General features: G+C 59.9%; 19 protein-coding genes. 13 read left to right on the forward strand and 6 right to left on the reverse strand.

The features are described from left to right. Window positions 1-9 precede the first annotated feature (9 nt). The 6 genes from flhA to hypA form a co-directional block, all read right to left on the reverse strand. Window positions 10-2,094, reverse strand: a complete 2,085-nt coding sequence (gene flhA, locus ACREYP_RS22450) for a formate hydrogenlyase transcriptional activator FlhA (RefSeq protein WP_008457692.1) — start codon at window positions 2,092-2,094, stop codon at window positions 10-12. Between the two features lie 109 nt (window positions 2,095-2,203). Continuing rightward, window positions 2,204-3,214 carry a hydrogenase expression/formation protein HypE gene (gene hypE / locus ACREYP_RS22455; RefSeq protein ID WP_008457691.1) on the reverse strand — a complete coding sequence of 337 codons (1,011 nt, stop codon included), beginning with the start codon at window positions 3,212-3,214 and terminating at the stop codon, window positions 2,204-2,206. Next, complete coding sequence (gene hypD, locus ACREYP_RS22460) at window positions 3,211-4,332, reverse strand: hydrogenase formation protein HypD (RefSeq protein WP_336819322.1); 1,122 nt, start codon at window positions 4,330-4,332, stop codon at window positions 3,211-3,213. Before hypD ends, hypE begins: the two co-directional genes overlap by 4 nt. Then, window positions 4,332-4,592, reverse strand: coding sequence for a HypC/HybG/HupF family hydrogenase formation chaperone (locus ACREYP_RS22465; protein ID WP_008457689.1), 261 nt, complete (start codon window positions 4,590-4,592; stop codon window positions 4,332-4,334). The genes hypD and ACREYP_RS22465 overlap by 1 nt, the downstream gene beginning before the upstream one ends. Further along, window positions 4,583-5,446, reverse strand: a complete 864-nt coding sequence (gene hypB, locus ACREYP_RS22470) for a hydrogenase nickel incorporation protein HypB (RefSeq protein ID WP_008457688.1) — start codon at window positions 5,444-5,446, stop codon at window positions 4,583-4,585. Before hypB ends, ACREYP_RS22465 begins: the two co-directional genes overlap by 10 nt. Then, entirely contained in the window at window positions 5,439-5,801 is a 363-nt protein-coding gene (gene hypA, locus ACREYP_RS22475) for a hydrogenase maturation nickel metallochaperone HypA (RefSeq protein ID WP_008457687.1), read from the reverse strand. The genes hypB and hypA overlap by 8 nt, the downstream gene beginning before the upstream one ends. Before the next feature lie 268 nt (window positions 5,802-6,069). Here hypA and hycA point away from each other — a divergent pair, with 268 nt between their 5' ends. From hycA to ACREYP_RS22540, 13 genes are all read left to right on the forward strand, one after another. Then, window positions 6,070-6,525 (forward strand): formate hydrogenlyase regulator HycA, encoded by a 456-nt coding sequence (gene hycA, locus ACREYP_RS22480; protein WP_008457686.1) that lies wholly within the window; start codon window positions 6,070-6,072, stop codon window positions 6,523-6,525. 88 nt (window positions 6,526-6,613) lie between these two features. After that, a complete protein-coding gene (locus ACREYP_RS22485; RefSeq protein WP_498881048.1) occupies window positions 6,614-7,207 on the forward strand; it encodes a 4Fe-4S dicluster domain-containing protein in 594 nt (197 codons plus the stop codon). Then, complete coding sequence (gene hycC, locus ACREYP_RS22490; RefSeq protein WP_008457684.1) at window positions 7,204-9,012, forward strand: formate hydrogenlyase subunit 3; 1,809 nt, start codon at window positions 7,204-7,206, stop codon at window positions 9,010-9,012. Before ACREYP_RS22485 ends, hycC begins: the two co-directional genes overlap by 4 nt. A gap of 9 nt (window positions 9,013-9,021) precedes the next feature. Next, window positions 9,022-9,948, forward strand: a complete 927-nt coding sequence (locus ACREYP_RS22495; RefSeq protein WP_008457683.1) for a respiratory chain complex I subunit 1 family protein — start codon at window positions 9,022-9,024, stop codon at window positions 9,946-9,948. 17 nt (window positions 9,949-9,965) lie between these two features. Beyond that, window positions 9,966-11,675, forward strand: coding sequence for a hydrogenase large subunit (locus tag ACREYP_RS22500; RefSeq protein WP_008457682.1), 1,710 nt, complete (start codon window positions 9,966-9,968; stop codon window positions 11,673-11,675). A gap of 98 nt (window positions 11,676-11,773) precedes the next feature. Next, complete coding sequence (locus ACREYP_RS22505) at window positions 11,774-12,316, forward strand: formate hydrogenlyase complex iron-sulfur subunit (RefSeq protein ID WP_008457681.1); 543 nt, start codon at window positions 11,774-11,776, stop codon at window positions 12,314-12,316. Further along, a complete protein-coding gene (locus ACREYP_RS22510; RefSeq protein WP_008457680.1) occupies window positions 12,316-13,080 on the forward strand; it encodes an NADH-quinone oxidoreductase subunit B family protein in 765 nt (254 codons plus the stop codon). The genes ACREYP_RS22505 and ACREYP_RS22510 overlap by 1 nt, the downstream gene beginning before the upstream one ends. After that, entirely contained in the window at window positions 13,080-13,490 is a 411-nt protein-coding gene (locus tag ACREYP_RS22515) for a formate hydrogenlyase maturation HycH family protein (RefSeq protein ID WP_008457679.1), read from the forward strand. The genes ACREYP_RS22510 and ACREYP_RS22515 overlap by 1 nt, the downstream gene beginning before the upstream one ends. Continuing rightward, on the forward strand, window positions 13,483-13,965 hold the full coding sequence (gene hycI / locus ACREYP_RS22520; protein ID WP_008457678.1) for a hydrogenase maturation peptidase HycI: 483 nt from the start codon (window positions 13,483-13,485) through the stop codon (window positions 13,963-13,965). The genes ACREYP_RS22515 and hycI overlap by 8 nt, the downstream gene beginning before the upstream one ends. Window positions 13,966-14,218: 253 nt before the next feature. Next, window positions 14,219-14,764, forward strand: a complete 546-nt coding sequence (gene hydN, locus ACREYP_RS22525) for an electron transport protein HydN (protein ID WP_008457677.1) — start codon at window positions 14,219-14,221, stop codon at window positions 14,762-14,764. A 37-nt stretch (window positions 14,765-14,801) separates the two neighbouring features. Then, on the forward strand, window positions 14,802-16,952 hold the full coding sequence (gene fdhF / locus ACREYP_RS22530) for a formate dehydrogenase subunit alpha (RefSeq protein ID WP_008457676.1): 2,151 nt from the start codon (window positions 14,802-14,804) through the stop codon (window positions 16,950-16,952). 80 nt (window positions 16,953-17,032) lie between these two features. Then, window positions 17,033-19,291 (forward strand): carbamoyltransferase HypF, encoded by a 2,259-nt coding sequence (gene hypF, locus ACREYP_RS22535; protein WP_008457674.1) that lies wholly within the window; start codon window positions 17,033-17,035, stop codon window positions 19,289-19,291. After that, complete coding sequence (locus tag ACREYP_RS22540; protein WP_336819323.1) at window positions 19,269-20,291, forward strand: HoxN/HupN/NixA family nickel/cobalt transporter; 1,023 nt, start codon at window positions 19,269-19,271, stop codon at window positions 20,289-20,291. The genes hypF and ACREYP_RS22540 overlap by 23 nt, the downstream gene beginning before the upstream one ends. The last annotated feature ends 3 nt before the right edge of the window (window positions 20,292-20,294 follow it).

Genomic DNA, 20,294 nt, shown 5'->3' on the forward strand with positions numbered 1-20,294 from the left:
AGTTTCCGGCTAAAGCGCGTCTTTATCAATCCCCAGGCGCTTCATCCGGGAAAGTAACGTGGTGCGCTTCAGCCCTAATCGCTGGGCAGCGCCGCGAGGCCCGGCCACCACGCCGTTAGCTTCTTTCAGCACGCGCAGGATGCGCTCGCACTCGTCCTCATCTTCACGCCTCTCTTCTTCCACACACGGAGAAAGATGGCGTTCCAGAGGAGGGCGGTGATCCATTTCGGGCAGGGAAAGGTGCAGCACGCTTCCCCGGGTTAACAGCACCGCCCGCTCAATCACGTTTTCCAGCTCCCGCACGTTGCCTGGCCACTCCATGCGGCTCAGGGCGCGCAGCGTTTCTGCCGGAATACTGTCTATGTTGCGGTTCAGGCGGCGGGCGATTTTGAAAGTGAAGGATTTCACCAGCAGCGGGATATCCTCCGGGCGTTCGCGTAGCGGCGGCAGCGTGATAGGAAACACGTTCAGCCGGTAATAAAGATCGCTGCGGAACTCCCGGTCGGCAACCATCTCTTTCAGGTTGCGGTTAGTGGCGGCTATCAGGCGCACGTCCACTTCCTGAACCTTATTGCTGCCGAGGCGCTCAAACTCCTGTTCCTGCAGCACGCGCAGCAGCTTGGGCTGCAGCTCAAGCGGCATATCGCCCACTTCGTCGAGGAACAGCGAGCTTTTATCCGCCAGCTCAAAGCGACCAATGCGCTGATTGTTCGCCCCGGTAAACGCCCCGCGCTCGTGGCCGAACAGGTCGCTCTCCAGCAGCCCGGCGGGCATCGCGGCGCAGTTGATCTTCACCATCCGGCGGCTGTTGCGCTCGCTCAGGTTATGGATCGCCCGGGCAATCAGCTCTTTACCGGTGCCGGTCTCGCCGAGGATCAGCACGGTGCTGTCGCTGCTGGCCACCATCTCCACCTGCTTAAGCACGATAGACATCGCCTCGCCGCGCCCGATAATTTCGCCAAAATCGCTGTCGACGTTATTAATCTGCTCGGTGAGATAGAGGTTTTCATCCACCAGATTCTCTTTCAGGCGGTTGATTTCCTGGTAGGCGAGGGCGTTATCCACCGCGATGGCAATACGTTCGGCAATCTGGCGCAGCAGCTTGAGGTTGGCTGGCGTAAAGCCCTGCTCGCTGCATTTGGCGAGCTTCAGGACGCCCAGCATATTGGGACCGAATTTCAGCGGCAGCAGGCAAAGCGTCTGCGGTTTGTTGTCCCACATCTCCAGCAGCATCCGCTCATACGGCGCCAGTTTGTCGCCAGGACAAAGATTGAGCAGCAGCATTTCGCCACTTTTAAAGACGCGTTCTGACAGCGTGCCTTCCTCAAGCACGTCGCTTTGATCGTGAATCGGCGAAGCTTCATCCACAAAGTGAGTAGAGTAGAGCGTGAGACGTGACTTGCGGCTGCTTTTCAGCACGATGCTGATGGAATCAATGGCGAAGTGATAGTGAATTTCCCGGGCAATCTCGCTGATCAGTTCGTCCAGGTCCAGCTTCGACAATACCGCGTTGGTGACGGCCACCAGAATGCGAAAATCGTCGCGCTCCCGGCACAATAACTGGTGATCGTGGCTCGAATTGAGCCGGGTCTGAATTTGCTCGGTCACCAGGCCGACAATTTGCGCCAGGGTATAAAGCCGGTTCAGCTCTTTTTCCGTCCAGGCGTCCGCCCGGTTGCGGATAAATTCGCAGCCGCCGAAAATTTTGCCTTCGGAGGCCAGCGGTAAAAGGCAGTAGCGGCCAAAAGGAGCATACAGATCCAGGCTTGCCATTTGCGGCCAGGTTTCATCGAACTCTTGCTGGCTGCAAATCAGCGCCTCCGGGCGCGACAATATGCGGCGCACCGGGCCGCTGGCCAGAGCCATTTCATCTTCGTAGTGCAGTTCCTTGCCGTGTTTATCCTTGCCATAAAAACTCACCCGCTGATGCTGGGGATGGTAAAGCAGAATGTTAACGCGATCGGCCAGCGCGCCCTGTTTCACCAGCTGCGTCAGGCTGCTGGCGAGTTCGTTGAGATCGGGCTGCTGGAGCAGCATGCGGGTGATATCAAACAACCCCTGCTGCCCGAGATCGCTCATCGGCGTGTATGACATTTTTGCTTTCCATTGAAATGCCCTGCGGCGGGCGCAGGGCTAAAAAATATAATTAATATAAATATTGTTTAAGTTTAGTCAGCGTTGCGTGAATGCATACTGGTGCAGGTCAACAAATGCGCGGTAAGGGTTCAAAATGCGGCAGATCGAGCGTGCGTTTTACGCCATAAAGCCCCGCGACGCGCACGCCTTTTCGCTCTACAACCTCACCCACGACGGCCGCCTGTTTGCCGCAGGAGTGCTGCTGTAACGCCTGAATAACGGCCGGGGCAGACTCGGGAGACGCGGCGATAACCAGCTTGCCTTCATTAGCAAAATTTAACGCATCCAGCCCCAGCAGTTCACAGACGCCGCGCACCGCCGGGTTCAGCGGCAGCTTGTTTTCGCTGATTTCCATTCCGCAGCCGCTGGTGTCGGCAAACTCGTGCAGAACGGCATTTACCCCGCCGCGCGTGGCGTCCCGCAGCGCTTTTACGCCGGGAATCTGCAGCAGCGGGGCGATCATCGGCGCCAGCACCGCGCAATCGCTTTGTAGGTCGCCGTCCAGCCCCAGCTTCTCGCGCAGGTTGAGGATGGTTGCGCCGTGGTCGCCGAGCGTGCCGCTCACAATCAGCCGATCCCCTGCTTTGAGCTGAGCCGCGCCCCAGTTAACGCCCGCAGGAATAGCGCCTATCCCGGCGGTATTGATAAACAGCTTGTCCGCCGCGCCGCGCGGTACGACTTTGGTGTCGCCGGTGACAATGGCGATATTTGCCGAGCGCGCGGCATTCGCCATACTGGTGACCACGCGCTCCAGCGTTTCAAACGGCAGGCCTTCTTCAAGGATAAAACCGCACGACAGCCAGCGCGGTGTAGCCCCGCTCACCGCGACGTCGTTGGCCGTGCCGCACACGGCCAGCTTGCCGATATCCCCGCCGGGGAAAAACAGCGGATCGATAACGTAGCTGTCGGTAGAAAACGCCAGCCGGTCGCCGCAGGCGGTCAGCTCTGCCAGCGAAAGCCTCGCCTGATCTTCCTGCTCGGCCAGCCACGGATTATCAAAAGCCCGCATAAACAGGCTGGCGATCAACTGCTGCATCGCCTGGCCGCCGCTGCCGTGGGCCAGCTCAACGGTTTTCATACTTCACACTCCTGAGAACGGTACTGATACCACGCCGCGCAGGCTCCTTCGGAGGAGACCATCAGGGCGCCGAAGGCGTTTTGAGGATTACAGTCGCGGCCAAACAGCGGGCATTGCTGCGGCTTGCAGCGCCCGATAAGCACGTCGCCGCAGCGGGCTTTCGGGTCGTCGTAAACCCGCTGAGGTTTGGGCTGGAAATGGTCTTCGGCATCAAACTGACGGTAGGCTTCGGTGAGCTGCACGCCGGAATCACCGATTACGCCCAGGCCGCGCCATTCCGCTTCGCCGCGCACCGTAAATACGTCGCTTATCGCCTTCTGCGCAAGCAAATTGCCTTCTTCCGGCACGACCCGGCGGTACTGGTTTTCTACCAGGCTGCGCTGCCTGATTTTTTGCTCGACCAGCATCAGCACGCCCTGCAGCAGATCGAGCGGCTCAAAGCCGGCCACCACCAGCGGGCGCTGGTGCTCAGAGGCAATAAAGTCATAGGCTTCGGTGCCAATCACCATGCTGACATGCCCCGGCGCCAGGAAAGCGCCGATGCCGTTGTCGGGCTGGGAAAGCAGGCTGCGCAGCGTCGGGATCAGCGTGATGTGCTGGCAGAAGAAATAGAAATTATCGATGCTCTGCGACTTTGCCTGTTGAAGCGTGATTGCCGTGGCGGGCATGGTGGTTTCAAAGCCGAGGCCAAAGAACACCACTTTGCGCTCCGGGTTCTGGCGAGCCAGCGTCAGCGCGTCCATGGGCGAGTAAATCACCCTGACGTCCGCGCCTCGCGCCTTCGCCTGCATGAGCGAGCCGTTTTTACCCGGCACGCGCATCGCATCCCCAAAGGTACAGAAAATCACTTTCGGGTGGCTGGCTATCTCAATGCAGGTGTCGATTCGCCCCATCGGCAGCACGCAAACCGGGCAGCCGGGGCCGTGAATAAACTCGATATTTTCCGGCAGCAACTGATCGAGGCCGAATTTAAAAATAGCGTGGGTATGGCCGCCGCAAACTTCCATGATGCGCAGCGGGTGGCTCGCCGTGTAGTTCAGCAGCGTGGCGCGGGATTTCAGCGTTTCAATCAGCTGCATCACGCGATCTGGATCGCGGTATTCATCGACATAGCGCATCAGCGACGCTCCTCGCCATAAAGCAGTGCGCCAACGTCCGGCTCAACCTCGAACATGTTTTGCAGGGCATCCAGCGTGTCCCGCGCCTCGGCTTCATCAATCATGCTCATGGCGAAACCGACGTGAACCAAAACCCATTGCCCCACGGCGGCGTCGCCCACCAGCGTTAAATTCACGTCGCGCTGCACGCCGCAGACGTCCACTTTCGCGCTGCCGTCGGCCAGGCGCGCAACAATTTGCCCCGGGATGCCTATGCACATCGCTCCGCCTCCAGCCAGCTAAGCCACTCGTCCATCCCTTCGCCGCTGGTCGCGGAAACCAGAATAATTTTGATGTCCGGGTTGACCTCGCGGGCAAAAGCTAAGCACTTGCTGACGTCGAACTGCAGGTAGGGCAGCAGGTCGATCTTGTTCAGCAGCATCAGTGACGCCGCGGCGAACATATGCGGGTATTTCAGCGGCTTATCTTCGCCTTCCGTCACCGACAGCACCGCGACCTTATGGCGCTCGCCTAAATCAAAGCTCGCCGGGCAAACCAGGTTGCCGACGTTTTCGATAAACAGCACGCCGTCGCGTTCTAGCGGTAGGCGCAGCATGGCATCGCGAATCATCTGGGCATCAAGGTGGCAACCTTTCCCGGTATTCACCTGAATGGCTGGCGTGCCGGTTTCGCGGATGCGCGCGGCGTCGTTCACCGTTTGCTGATCGCCTTCGATAACCGCGCACGGCACTTTGGCATTCAGGCGCTTCAGCGTCTCGGTGAGCAGGGTGGTTTTACCGGAGCCGGGGCTTGAGACCAGGTTCAGCACCAGCTGATTGTGGCTGGCAAAGCGGTCGCGGTTATGGGCGGCGAGCTGGTTATTTTTGTCGAGCACGTCCAGCTCGATCTCCAGCATCTTACGCTGAGTCATCCCCGGCGCGTGGGTGCCTGCCGCGCCGTGACCGTAATGCAGGTCGCCCTGTTCGTCAGCCGTAGGGGCAAACTTGACGCCGGTGATCTGCTGCAGCGGGCGTGCCGCCGGGGCAAACGGGGCACTGCGAAAGCCAGAGTGGGGATTACGTTCGTCCCCTTCAATGTACAGGTTGCCTTCACCGCAACCGCAAGTGCTACACATGAGCTATCTCCTGATCGATTTCCAGACGCTTAATCTGCATGCCGTCATCCGCCACGATGCGCAGGTTGCTGCCGTTACAGTTGGGGCAGCACTTCACGCGCTGGGTCAGCAGAGTGACGAACTGCTGGCAGTCATGGCACCAGCATTCGGCTTCCTGCTGGTGGATATGCAGCTCGCTGCCTTCCGCCAGGGTGCCGCGGCAGACCAGATCAAAGCAAAACTCCAGGGCGCTGGTTTCCACGCACGAGAAGGCGCCGACCTCCAGCCAGACGCCGGTCACGCGACGGGCATTGTTCTGGCGGGCGTGGTTTTCGATAAGTTCGACTGCGCGCTGGCAAAGGGTGATTTCGTGCATGGGGCCTCCGGGGGTAACTGGGGCAGGTAATGCAAGGACGGTGCCAGGCTTTTTCTTTTCCCCTCACCCCGGCCCTCTCCCCGAAGGGGCGAGGGCCGGGGTGAGGGGAAAAAAGTGCCGTCAGCCAAAGTCAAAGATGACGAAATGACATGTCATTCTGCTCGCCAAAGACACTTTTATCGGTTAAATCCATTTAAAAACAATAAATTAAAAACATGGCACGAAAAGTGCCTTACGGAGGGACAAGCACTAACAGAGCGAACAAAACATGAACATTTGGGAACTGAGCGAAAAAGCCGAGTACATCGCCGACAAGCACCAGCGGCTGCTTTCGCAGTGGCATCTGTACGGCAACACCCTGATTCAGGGGATCACCTTATCCAAAGCGAAGCTGCATCACGCCGTGGGCTGCAACCCGGACGAAAGCCTGCGCTTCTTCTTATTTGACCACTTCGTCATTCAAATCAATCTCGCCGAAGGCTTTAACAGCCACACCATCGAGTACAGCATCGAATTGCGCGACGGCAGCGATAACGTGCTGATTGCCAAGGCGACTATCGACGATGACGGACTGATTGATAACGCCGTCAGCAACCGCGATCGCGAGAAAGTGCTGGAACACTACCTCGAGCTGATCCGCCCGGTGTACGACAGCCTTTATCTGGCCGTGCAGCAAAACACCCCGTTATCCATGGCGCTGCTGCAAAAGTCCGCCGTGGCATGAAGATATCTGGGGTGTCGAGAACTGTCGAACCGGCAGCTTTTCGGCATGTTTTCGTCAAAAATGACGATTGTCACCTGAGGAAGAACTGGTGAACCGTTTTGTAATCGCTGACTCAAAATTGTGTATGGGCTGCCATACCTGTGAAGCGGCCTGCGCCGAGACGCACCGCCTGCACGGCCTGCAGTCCATGCCGCGCCTGAAAGTCATGCGCAACCTGAATGAATCTGCGCCGCAGATGTGCCACCACTGTGAAGACGCCCCCTGCGCCGGGGTTTGCCCGGTCAACGCGATAACCCGCGTGGACGGCGCCGTGCAGCTGAATGAAAGCCTGTGCGTAAGCTGCAAACTTTGCGGCATCGCCTGCCCGTTCGGCGCCATTGAATTTTCCGGCAGCCGCCCGCTGCATATTCCCGCCAACGTGAACAGCCCGAAAGCGCCACCTGCGCCTCCGGCCCCGGCTCGCGTTAGCCCGCTGCTGGACTGGGTTCCCGGCGTTCGTGCTATCGCGGTCAAATGCGACCTGTGCAGCTTCGACGAAAGCGGCCCGGCCTGCGTTCGCACCTGTCCGACCAAGGCGCTGCGGCTGATCGACAACCAAGACATCGCCCAGGCCAGCAAGCGCAAACGTGAACTGACGCTTGGCGACCTGACCCTGTTTACCCAGCCAGAGGCGAGAAAATGAATGCTTTTTTACTGATTCACTGGGCGCTTTTGGGGTTTGTCACCAGCGCTGTGTTAGCCGGCGCTCTGGCATTTTCAAAGCCCGTTAGCGGCTTTATCGGCGGCGTTGGCGGCGCAATCAGCGCCGTGCTTTTGCTGATCGCGGGCGTTCAGGCGCTGCTGGGCTTCAGCGGCGATGCTCAAATCTGGCACTGGCACCTGCAGCTCAACGCTTTCAACGGCGTCTGGCTGGTAACGGTGGCCTTAAGCGGCCTGTTTATTTCCGTCTATAACTGCGCCTGGCATCGCCATCCGGCGATAAAAGCCGACGGCCTGCTGATTAACTTAATCCTGGCGGCAAGCGTTGCGGCGCTGGTAGCCGACAACTTTGTCACGCTGGTAGCGATGGCGGAAATCATCTCCCTGGCGGGTTATTTCCTCACCGGCTGCCAGCAGTCCGGGCAGCTGTGGTTTGCCCTTGGTCGTCTGGGTACCGTGCTGCTGGCAATGGCCTGCTGGCTGCTGTGGCAGCGCTACGGCACGCTGGGTTATGGCGATCTGCGTCATCTCCTTGACGGCGCGCCGCTGCCGGCCCCGGTACTGATCCTCGCGCTACTCGGCTTTGGGCTGCTTGCCGGGATTATTCCGCTGCACGGCTGGGTGCCGCAGGCGCATGCGAATGCCTCCGCGCCTGCCGCCGCGCTGTTCTCCGCCGTGGTGTTGAAGATTGGCCTCTACGGCATTATGAGCTTCTCGCTGATCGGTAATACGCTGCCGCTGTGGTGGGGTGTGCTGGTCGTGGTGGTCGGCATGATCACCGCGTTTATCGGCGGGCTTTACGCGCTGATGGAGCACAACATCAACCGCCTGCTGGCTTATCACTCCCTTGAAAACATCGGCATTATTTTGCTGGGCCTGGGCTGCGGCCTGATCGGTATCGCACTGCATGAGCCGGTGCTGGTGGCGCTGGGCATGACCGGCGGCCTTTATCATTTGTTCAACCATAGCCTGTTCAAAACCACGCTGTTCCTCGGCGCAGGTGCCGTCTGGTTCCGCACCGGACACCGCGACATCGAGAAGCTGGGCGGGATCGGCAAACGCATGCCGGTTATTTCGCTGGCGATGCTGGTTGGGCTGATGGCGATGGCCGCGCTGCCGCCGCTGAACGGCTTTGCCGGGGAGTGGGTTATCTATCAGTCGTTCTTCCGCCTTGGCAGCCTGCCGCTGTTTGTGGGCCGTTTTATCGGGCCGCTGCTGGCCGTGGGGCTGGCAATCACCGGCGCACTGGCGGTCATGTGCATGGCGAAAGTCTATGGCGTCACCTTCCTGGGTGCGCCGCGTACTAAAGAAGCGGAAAACGCGACCTCTGCGCCGTGGCTAATGAACGTCTCAGTCGCCCTGCTTGCCGCATGCTGCGTAGTTGCCGGGGTTGCTGCCCCGTGGCTGCTGCCTCTGCTTCAGCACGCCGTGCCGCTGCCGCTTCAACCGGCGCATACCGCCGTGTCTCAGCCGATGATAACGCTGTTGCTGATTGCCTCTCCGCTGCTGCCGTTTATTTTGATGATCGTTTTCCGCGGCGACCGCTTGCCAAACCGCTCTCGCGGCTCGGCGTGGGTCTGCGGCTACGACCACGAACAGGCGATGGTGATCACCGCGACGGGCTTTGCCCAGCCGGTAAAAGCGGCGTTTGCGCCTTTGCTTAAGCTGCGCCAAACCCTGAACCCGGTGAAGTGGATCCCTGGCTGGCAGTGCGAGCGCCTGTCCGGCACGTTCCGCCGCCTGGCGATGGTTGAGCTGGCGGTCTTACTGGTGGCGATGGTTGCCTGAGGAACTGATATGACTACGTTTTTATTCGCTCTTATCCAGGCGCTGGCGCTGTTTTTTGCCGCGCCTCTGCTGGCAGGGATTACCCGCGTGACGCGCGCCCGCCTGCATAATCGCCGTGGTCCCGGCGTGCTGCAGGAATACCGGGATCTGTTCAAGCTGCTGGGCCGCCAGAGCGTGGCCCCCGCCGCCTCTGGCTGGGTTTTCCGCCTGATGCCGTTCGTTATGGTGGGCGTGATGCTCACCATCGCCACCGCGCTGCCGGTGGTGACAATTGCCTCGCCGCTGCCGTCATTAGGCGACCTGATAACCTTAATTTATCTGTTCGCCATCGCCCGCTTCTTCTTCGCCATCGCCGGGCTGGACACCGGCAGCCCGTTCACCGGGATTGGTGCCAGCCGTGAAGCCATGCTTGGTGTGCTGGTCGAGCCGATTCTGCTGCTTGGTTTGTGGGTTGCCGCGCAGGTTGCCGGCAGCACGCACATCAGCAATATCGCCGGGGCTATTCACGCCTGGCCGACGGCGCAAAGCCTGACGCTGGTTCTGGCCTTCGCGGCCTGCGCCTTCGCCACCTTTATTGAAATGGGCAAGCTGCCGTTTGACCTCGCCGAAGCCGAGCAGGAGCTGCAGGAAGGGCCGTTGTCCGAATACAGCGGCGCGGGCTTTGCGGTGCTGAAGTGGGGCATTTCGCTGAAGCAACTGGTTGTGCTGCAAATGTTTGTCGGCGTGTTCCTGCCCTGGGGGCAAATGAGCGCCTTTAGCTGGGGCGGGCTTGTCCTTGCCCTGGTGCTGGCCGTTGTGAAGCTGGTGGCGGGCGTGCTGATTATCGCGCTGTTCGAAAACAGCATGGCGCGCCTGCGAATGCTTGAAACCTCGCGCATTACCTGGGCCGGTTTTGGCTTTGCCTTTTTAGCCTTCGTCTCCTTGCTGGCGGCGTGATTTAAGAGAACCTATCGATGTCTGAAGAAAAAATTGGTCAACACTATCTCGCCGCGCTGCATCAGCAATTCCCGCATGCGGTGATCGACGAAGCCTGGCAGACCAAAGACCAAATCACCGTCACCGTGAAGCTCAACATGCTGCCGGAGGTGGTGGAGTGGCTTTACTACCAGCAGGGCGGCTGGCTTTCGGTGCTGTTTGGCAACGATGAGCGCCAGCTGTGCGGCAGCTACGCGGTGTATTACGTGCTGTCGATGGAAAGCGGCGTGAAGTGCTGGATCACCGTGCGTGTGGAAGTGGATGCCGACAAACCAGAGTTCCCGTCCGTCACGCCTCGCGTTCCTGCCGCCGTTTGGGGCGAGCGTGAAGTCCGCGATATGTACGGCCTGCAGCCGGTTGGCCTGCCCGATGAGCGCCGCCTGGTGCTGCCGGACGACTGGCCTGACGATCTTTATCCGCTGCGTAAAGACAGCATGGATTACCGCCAGCGCCCGGCGCCGACCACCGACAAAGAGACCTACGAGTTCATTAACGAGCTGGGCACGAAAAAGAACAACGTGGTGCCGATTGGCCCGCTGCACGTCACTTCTGATGAACCCGGCCACTTCCGCCTGTTCGTTGATGGTGAAAACATTATCGACGCCGACTACCGGCTGTTCTACGTCCATCGCGGCATGGAAAAGCTGGCGGAAACCCGCATGGGCTATAACGAAGTTACCTTCCTGTCCGATCGCGTGTGCGGCATCTGCGGCTTCGCCCACAGCACCGCCTATACCACCTCGGTGGAAAACGCGATGGGGATTGTGGTGCCGGAGCGCGCGCAGATGATTCGCGCCATTCTGCTGGAGGTTGAGCGTTTACACAGCCACCTGCTGAATCTCGGCCTGGCCTGCCACTTTGTCGGCTTCGACTCCGGTTTTATGCAGTTCTTCCGCGTGCGTGAAATGTCGATGAAGATGGCGGAGATCCTGACCGGGGCGCGGAAAACCTACGGCCTGAACCTGATCGGCGGCATCCGCCGCGATCTGCTGAAAGACGACATGATCCAGACCCGCCAGCTCGCCCAGCAGATGCGCCGGGAAGTGCAAGATCTGGTGGATATCCTGCTGAGCACGCCGAACATTGAGCAGCGCACCGTCGGCATTGGCCGCCTTGACCCACAAATCGCCCGTGATTTCAGCAATGTCGGCCCAATGGTACGTGCCAGTGGCCACGCCCGTGATACCCGCGCCGATCACCCATTTGTCGCTTACGGCCTGCTGCCGATGGAAGTACACAGCCTCGACGGCTGCGACGTGCTTTCCCGCCTGAAAGTGCGGATCAACGAAGTCTTTACCGCGCTGAACATGATTGATTTCGGTCTGGATAACCTGCCGGGCGGCCCGCTCGCCGTGGAAGGCTTTACCTACATTCCAAACCGCTTTGCGCTTGGCTTCTCGGAAGCGCCGCGCGGGGACGACATTCACTGGAGCATGACCGGCGACAACCAGAAGCTGTACCGCTGGCGCTGCCGTGCGGCGACGTACGCCAACTGGCCAACCCTGCGCTACATGCTGCGCGGCAACACGGTGTCCGACGCCCCACTGATTATCGGCAGCCTTGATCCTTGCTACTCCTGCACCGACCGCATGACGGTGGTGGACGTGCGCAAGAAGAAAACCCAGGTGGTGCCGTACAAAGAGCTGGAGCGCTACAGCATTGAGCGCACTAATTCGCCGCTGAAATGATTTTGATGCCTGGCTTTTGAGGGAACCCCCCCTCTCCCTTTCAGGGAGAGGGCCGGGGTGAGGGTCAATCATTCAGGCCAGGCAAACAAGGAAAACGCATGTTTAACTTCATCAAAAAAGCCATCAAGGGCGGCGTGGCAACCGAGTCTTACCCGCTCCAGCCCATTGCCGTCGACCCGAATTTTCGCGGCAAACCGGAGCACAATCCGCAGCAATGTATCGGCTGTGCGGCCTGCGTGAACGCCTGCCCGTCCAACGCCCTGAGCGTTGAGACCGATCTTGCCGCCGGGCAACTGCAGTGGAGCTTTAACCTCGGGCGCTGCATCTTCTGCGGGCGCTGTGAAGAGGTTTGCCCGACGGCCGCCATCAAACTCTCACAGCAGTACGAGCTGGCGGTGTGGAACAAAGCCGACTTCCTGCAGCAGGCCTGCTTCCCGCTGTGTAACTGTCGCGAATGTGGCCGCCCGTTTGCCGTGCAAAAAGAGATCGACTACGCCATTGCGTTGCTTGAGCACAACGGCGATTCCCGCGCGGAAAGCCGCCGTGGGGCATTTGAAACCTGCCCGGACTGCAAGCGCCAGCAAAGCCTGGTGTCGTCCGACCGGATCGACTTTAGCCGTCAGATGAGAGAGGCCAGCTAATGAGTAACCTACTGGGGCCGCGCGACCACAACGGCATTCCGGTGCCGATGACGGTGGACGAATCTATCGCCAGCATGAAGGCGTCGCTGCTGAAAAACATCAAACGCTCAGCCTACGTTTACCGCGTGGACTGTGGCGGCTGTAACGGCTGCGAAATCGAGATTTTTGCTACGCTTTCGCCACTCTTCGATGCAGAACGCTTTGGGATCAAAGTGGTTCCTTCCCCGCGCCATGCCGATATTCTGCTGTTTACCGGGGCGGTAACCCGCGCGATGCGTTCCCCGGCGTTGCGTGCCTGGGAGTCGGCGCCCGATCCTAAAATTTGCATCTCCTACGGCGCCTGCGGCAACAGCGGCGGGATCTTCCACGACCTTTACTGCGTCTGGGGCGGGACCGACAAAATCGTGCCGGTCGATGTGTACATTCCCGGCTGCCCGCCAACGCCCGCCGCCACGCTGTACGGGTTTGCGATGGCGCTTGGCCTGCTGGAACAAAAAATCCATGCGCGCCCGGCAAGCGAGCTGGACGTTGAGCCGGCAAAAATCCTCCACCCGGATATGGTTCAGCCGCTGCGCGTGCGCATTGACCGCGCCGCTCGTCGCCTGGCCGGTTACCGCTATGGCCGCCAGATTGCCGACAGCTACATGACTAACCTGACAACCGGGGGCGATGCCGTTCAGCAGTGGCTGAGCGCGGAAAACGACCCACGCCTGACGGAAATCGTCACTAACCTTGAGCAACTGGTTCATCAGGAGCGCGTGTAATGAGCGAGTCGGTGGTGTTCTGTCAGCTCAGCCGCAAGTTTGTCGATGAGAACGACAACACCCCGGCTGACGCTCAGCAGGTGGTCTACTACAGCCTGGCGATTGGCCACCATTTGGGGGTAATCGACTGCCTGAAAGAGAGCCTGGTTTGCCCGCTGGAAGCCTATCAGGCGTGGATTGCCACGCTTGAAGCTGACGGCGAAGCCCGGCGCAAAATGAACGGCGTGCCGCGCTACGGCGAGATTGTTATCGACCAGAATCACGTGGTGATGCTGGCCCGGGCGCTGGATGCCGCTAAGCCGACGCAGACCCCGGCACAGCAGGCCTGGAGTCAGGCGCTGCTCGACATGCTGCAGGCCATTCAACAAGAACCCGCCATCTACCTGATGGTAAGGAGACGCTATGACTAAGGTACTGCTTTGCGTAGGCAACAGCATGATGGGCGACGACGGGGCTGGCCCGCTGCTGGCCGAGAAGTGTCAGGCTTCTCCGCAGGGTGACTGGGTGGTGATCGACGGCGGCAGTGCGCCTGAAAACGACGTGGTTGCCATCCGCGAACTGCATCCGGAATTGCTGCTGATTGTGGATGCCACCGACATGATGCTCAACCCCGGCGAGATCCGCGTCATTGACCCGGACGACATTGCCGAGATGTTTATGATGACCACCCACAATATGCCGCTTAATTATCTGGTCGATCAGCTGAAAGAGGACGTGGGGGAAGTGGTGTTCCTCGGCATTCAGCCGGATATCGTCGGCTTCTACTATCCGATGACGGAGGCGGTGAAAGCGGCGGTGGAGCAGGTTTATCAGCGTCTGGCGACGTGGACGGGTTTGGGCGGGTATGAGCCCCTCACTATTTCAGAGAGCGAAACGCCTTTCTAGTCTTTCCCCTCACCCTAACCCTCTCCCCATGGGGGAGAGGGGATCAGAACGGCAGTACTTCTTTTCCCCCTCTCCCTTCCAGGGAGAGGGCCGGGGTGAGGGTCATTAATGACTACTGTTACCAAAATGACACCGTCAAAAGTGTCGAATATCCCTCTTACCTCTCGTCAAACCCGCTAACCACGCGGCCTGCAAACCTGGCACGCTTTATGAATAACCCCACGCAATAACACACTTATTGCAGGAGTTCATGATGAACCGCTTCATCATTGCCGATTCGAGCAAATGCATCGGCTGCCGCACTTGTGAGGTGGCGTGCGTGGTCTCTCACCAGGAGAACCAGGACTGTTCGGCGCTGACCCCCCAAACCTTCTTACCGCGTATTCACGTCATCAAAGGCGTGAATGTGTCTACCGCCACCATGTGTCGCCAGTGCGAGGACGCGCCCTGTGCCAACGTCTGCCCTAACGGCGCCATCAGCCGGGACCAGGGCTTTGTCCACGTCATGCAGGAACGCTGCATCGGCTGCAAAACCTGCGTCGTTGCCTGCCCTTATGGCGCGATGGAGGTCGTCGTGCGGCCAGTGATCCGCAACAGCGGTGCCGGGCTAAACGTGATGGCGGAAAAAGCTGAGGCCAACAAATGTGACCTTTGCTACCACCGCGAGGCTGGCCCGGCCTGCCTGGAAGCCTGCCCGACCAACGCCATCCTGTGCGTGGACCGTAACCGGCTGGAACAAATGAGCGCGGAAAAACGTCGCCGTGCCGCGTTAGATGCCCCTGCGGCGCTGACGTTCTAATCCCTTTGCATTTCAACTTTTAACAGGTCTGTTACTGATGAAAAAAATTACCAGCGTCTGCCCTTACTGCGGGGCCGGCTGCAAACTGAAACTGGTCGTTGAGAACAACAAAATTATTCGCGCCGAAGCGGCCGGGGGCGTGACTAACCAAAACGAACTCTGCCTGAAAGGCTACTACGGCTGGGATTTTCTTAACGACACCAAACTGCTGACGCCACGCCTGACGCAGCCGATGATCCGCTACGAGAAGGGCGGCAAACTGCAGCCGGTAAGCTGGGAAGAAGCGATTAGCTATACCGCTGCGCGCCTGAAGGCGATCAAAGAGCAGTTCGGCCCTCGCGCCATTATGACCACCGGTTCTTCGCGCGGAACGGGGAACGAAACCAACTTTGTGATGCAGAAATTCGCCCGCGCGGTGCTGAACACCAACAACGTCGACTGCTGCGCCCGCGTGTGCCACGGCCCAAGCGTGGCCGGGCTGCAGGCAACGCTGGGGAACGGGGCGATGAGCAACTCCATCGGCGATATCGAAAACTCCAAATGCCTGCTGGTGGTGGGCTACAACTGCGCCGACTCTCACCCTATCGTGGCTCGTCGGGTGATTAAAGCCAAAAGCAACGGCGCGAAAATCATTGTCTGCGACCCGCGCCGCATCGAAACCGCCCGCATTGCCGATCAGCATCTGCAAATCAAAAACGGCTGCAACATGGCGCTGGTGAACGCCTTTGGCTATGTCCTGCTGGAAGAGCAGCTGTACGACAAAGAGTACGTCGCCAAATATGCCGAAGGGCTGGAGGCTTACCGCGAAACCGTGAAGGACTACGCGCCGGAGGACGTCGAGCATTTAACCGGCGTACCGGCTCTGCAGGTTCGCCAGGCGATGCGCACCTTCGCCGCAGCGCCATCCGCCACCATCATGTGGGGCATGGGCGTAACCCAGTTCGGCCAGGCGGTAGACGTGGTCAAAGGGCTGTCCAGCCTGGCGCTGCTCACCGGCAACCTGGGGCGTGAAAACGTTGGCGTTGGCCCAGTACGCGGGCAGAACAACGTGCAGGGAGCCTGCGATATGGGCGTGTTGCCTAACCAGTTCCCCGGCTACCAGGATGTGGTTGATCCTGAAGTGCGCGCGAAGTTTGCTAAAGCCTGGGGGATTGACCCGGCGGTGATGGATGACAAAGTTGGCGTGCGTATTACCGAAGTACCGCACCTGGCGATAGAGGGCAAAGTCAAAGCCTACTACATCATGGGTGAAGATCCGCTCCAGACCGAAGCGGACCTGGGCCTGGTGCGCAAAGGATTTGAGGCGCTCGACTTTGTGGTGGTGCAGGACATCTTCATGACCAAAACCGCCGAAGTCGCTGATGTGCTGCTGCCCGCCACGTCCTGGGGCGAGCACGGCGGCGTCTTTACCTGTGCCGACCGGGGCTTCCAGCGCTTCGAGAAAGCCATCGAGGCGAAATACAACGTGAAGCGCGACTGGGAAATCATCAGCCTGCTTTCGACGGCGATGGGCTACCCAATGCACTATGAAAACAACCAGCAAATCTGGGATGAGCTGCGTGAGCTGTGCCCGCTGTTTTACGGCGTCACCTACGAAAAAATGGGCGATATGGGACACGTGCAGTGGCCTTGCCCGACGCTGGACCACCCCGGTACGCCGTATCTCTACAAAGACAGCAAATTCGACACGCCAAGCGGCAAAGGGCAACTGTTTGCCGCCGCCTGGCGTTCGCCCGCTGAAGTGCCTGACGATACCTACCCGCTGGTGCTTTGCACCGTCCGCGAAGTCGGGCACTACTCCTGCCGCTCGATGACCGGCAACTGCGCGGCGCTGCAAACCCTCGCGGATGAACCCGGCTTTGTGCAAATCAACCCGCTGGATGCGGACGCGCTAGGTATCAAAGATCGGCAACTGGTCTGGGTAAGTTCGCGTCGCGGCAAGGTTATCAGCCGCGCGGACGTGAACGAGCGCATTAACAAAGGCTCAGTCTATATGACCTATCAATGGTGGATTGGCGCCTGTAACGAGCTGACGCAGGACAATCTCGACCCGATCTCCAAAACGCCGGAAACCAAATATTGCGCGGTGAACGTTAGCGCGATTGAGGATCAGGCGTGGGCGGAGAGCTATGCGCAAACGACCTATAACAGCATGAAGGCGCGGCTGCGCGAGGCGGTGGAAGCGTGATTTTTACCCTCACCCCGGATGAAGGAATCGTGGAGTCTGAACTCGATTTGTCCCCTCTCCCCTCTGGGGAGAGGGCCAGGGTGAGGGGCACCGAACTCCGCATTCGCGGTAAAGTCCAGGGCGTTGGTTTCCGCCCCTTTGTCTGGCAAATCGCACAGCGGCTGAAGCTGATGGGCGATGTCTGCAACGATGGCGAAGGCGTTGTGGTTCGTCTGGTGGCCAACCCGGAAGCGTTTCTGAGCGAACTGCACGAATACTGCCCGCCGCTGGCGCGCATCGACAGCGTGGCGCAGCAGCCAATTTTCTGGGACGTTTTGCCCCAGGACTTTAGCATTCGCCACAGCGGCCATGGCGCGATGGACACCCAAATCGTACCGGATGCCGCCACCTGCCCGGAATGCCTGCGCGAGCTTAACGATCCGACCGACCGCCGCTACCGCTACCCGTTTATCAACTGCACTCACTGTGGGCCACGTTTCACCATCATCCGGGCGATGCCTTATGACCGTCCGTCCACGGTGATGGCGGCGTTTCCGCTCTGTGCCGCCTGCGAGGAAGAATATCGCAACCCGATGGACAGGCGTTTTCACGCTCAGCCGGTAGCTTGCCCGGACTGCGGGCCGCAGATCTACTGGCAGCAGGGCGCGCAGCGACTGGACGGCGAGCAGGCGGTCGCCCTGGCCGTTGCCGCGCTGCGTGAGGGAAAAATCGTGGCGGTTAAAGGTTTGGGCGGTTTTCACCTTGCCGTGGATGCCCGTAACAATGCCGCCGTTGAACGCCTCCGGGCGCGTAAGCAGCGGCCCGCCAAACCGCTGGCGGTGATGATTGCTACGCCCGAAGGGTTGCCTGATGAGGCCATGGCGCGGCTTGCCACGCCTGCAGCACCGGTGGTGCTGGTGGCGAGTGATGTTTTGCCTGAGCTGAGCGCTGCCGTGGCGCCGGGGCGAAACGAAACCGGCGTAATGCTGCCCGCTAACCCGCTCCAGCACCTGCTGGTTCAGGACTTTGGTGGCCCGCTGGTGATGACCTCCGGGAACCTCAACGGCAGGCCGCCAGCCATCGACAATGCTCAGGCGCTTCAGGATTTGGACGGTATTGCCGACGGTTTTCTGCTGCATAACCGGGACATTCTTCAGCGCATGGACGACTCGGTGATGCGAGCCAGCGGCGAAATGCTGCGCCGTGCGCGAGGTTTTGTGCCGGATGCGCTTCCTTTGCCCGCTGGCTTTAAAGACCTGCCGCCGATTCTGGCGTTGGGGGGCGATCTCAAAAATACCTTCTGCCTGGTTCGCGGCGGGCAGGCGGTGCTGAGTCAGCATTTTGGCGATTTGGCTCAGGAGGGCGTGGAGGCCCAATGGCAAAGCTCGCTGGCGCTGATGAGCGAGATCTACGGCTTTAAGGCAGAGCATGTCGCGCTCGACGCACATCCTTACTACCGCAGCGCGCAGGTGGGGCATGACATGGCGCTTCCTGTTACTGAAGTACTGCATCACCACGCCCATACGGCGGCCTGCCTGGCCGAACACGGCTGGCCGCTGAACGGCGGCAACGTCATTGCCCTTGCGCTGGACGGCATTGGCTATGGCGAAGCTGGCCAGCTTTGGGGCGGCGAATGCCTGCTGGTGAATTACCGGCGCTGTGTCTCTCTCGGCGGATTGCCGGCCGTGGCGTTGCCGGGGGGAGATCTGGCCGCCGTGCAGCCGTGGCGTAACCTGCTCGCTCAGTGCGAGGCGTTTGTGCCCGGCTGGCAGCGTTATCCCGAAACAGAAGCTGTGCGGGCGCAGGCCTGGCGACCTCTGGCAAAAGCGGTGGCTCGCGGAGTTAATGCCCCACTAGCCTCATCCTGCGGGCGGCTGTTTGATGCCGTTGCCACCGCGCTCAACTGTGCGCCTTACCAACAAAGCTATGAAGGCGAAGCCGCCTGTCACCTTGAAGCCCTGGCGCTGGACGCTGGCCCCTGCTCGCACCCTGTCACGCTGCCGTTGGTGAACGGTCATCTCGATCTGGCGGCCTTCTGGCGGCAATGGTTTGGCTGGCAGGGCGAGGCCGGAGCGCGGGCCTGGGCGTTTCACGATGCCCTGGCGAAAGGCCTGTCGGCGCTGGTTCGCCATCATGCCCTGCTCACCGGCGTGACCACCGTGGCCTGCTGCGGTGGCGTGCTGCACAACCGGCTGCTGCGCGAGCGCCTGGCGTTCTATCTCTCCGATTTCACCCCTCTCTTCCCGACGCGGCTTCCCGCCGGTGACGGGGCGCTTTCCCTGGGGCAGGCAGTGGTTGCCGCTGCCCGCTATTTGAATCACCACAAGGATAAAAAAGATGTTAATGCGTGTTCTTCGTGACAACCCGCGCGCCGGCCTGCTGCTGGCGGTTTTAGTGGCTGCTAACTTTGCCGCCTGGGCCTGGGCGCTGGCGGCGTTTAACCACAGCTCGGCGCTGATGGCGGCCAGCCTGTTGGCCTGGTGCTACGGCCTGCGCCACGCGGTAGACGCCGACCATATCGCCGCGATTGATAACGTCACCCGCAAAATGATGCAGCAGGGCAAACGCCCGTTTGGCGTGGGAGCCTGGTTCTCGTTGGGTCACTCCAGCATTGTGATTCTGGCTTCTGTCGCCATTGCAGCTACTGCTGCGGCTTTCCAGCAAAAAATGGACTGGTTCCATGACGTTGGCGGCGTGATCGGCACCGCCGTGTCGGCCTGCTTCCTGCTGGCGATGGCGCTGGTTAACTTGGTCATCCTGCGTGGCGTGCGGCGCAACTTCCGCCAGCTTAAACGCGGTGAACCGCTGGCTGCAGATGCGACGGAAATGACCGGCGGCGGCATGATGAGCTGGCTGTTTAACTCTGTTTTTCGCCTGATCGGCAAAAGCTGGCACATGTACCTGGTCGGCTTCCTGTTCGGCCTCGGCTTTGACACCGCCACCGAAATTGGTGTGTTGGGCATTTCTGCCGCCAGCGCCTCCAGCGGCATGTCCATCTGGTCGATTCTGGTATTCCCGGCGCTGTTTGCCAGCGGCATGGCGCTGGTGGATACCCTCGACAACGTGATTATGGTGGGTGCCTACGGCTGGGCGTTTAACAAACCGCAGCGCAAGCTCTACTACAACATGACGATTACCGGCACTTCTGTGGTGGTGGCGTTGTTTATCGGTGGGCTTGAAGCGCTGGGCCTGCTGGCTGATAAATTCCAGTTAGAGGACGGGATCTGGCAGTGGGTTGGTGCGCTCAACGACAACCTCGGCAACGCCGGATTTGTTGTGGTCGGGCTGTTTATCGCCTGCTGGGGGATTTCGATGCTGAACTACCGCTGGAAAGGCTATGACGCTTTAGTGGTGAGATAAGAA

The sequence above is a fragment of the Enterobacter sp. TMH.L2 genome, assembly GCF_050847315.1.
Classification (GTDB): Bacteria; Pseudomonadota; Gammaproteobacteria; order Enterobacterales; family Enterobacteriaceae; genus Cedecea.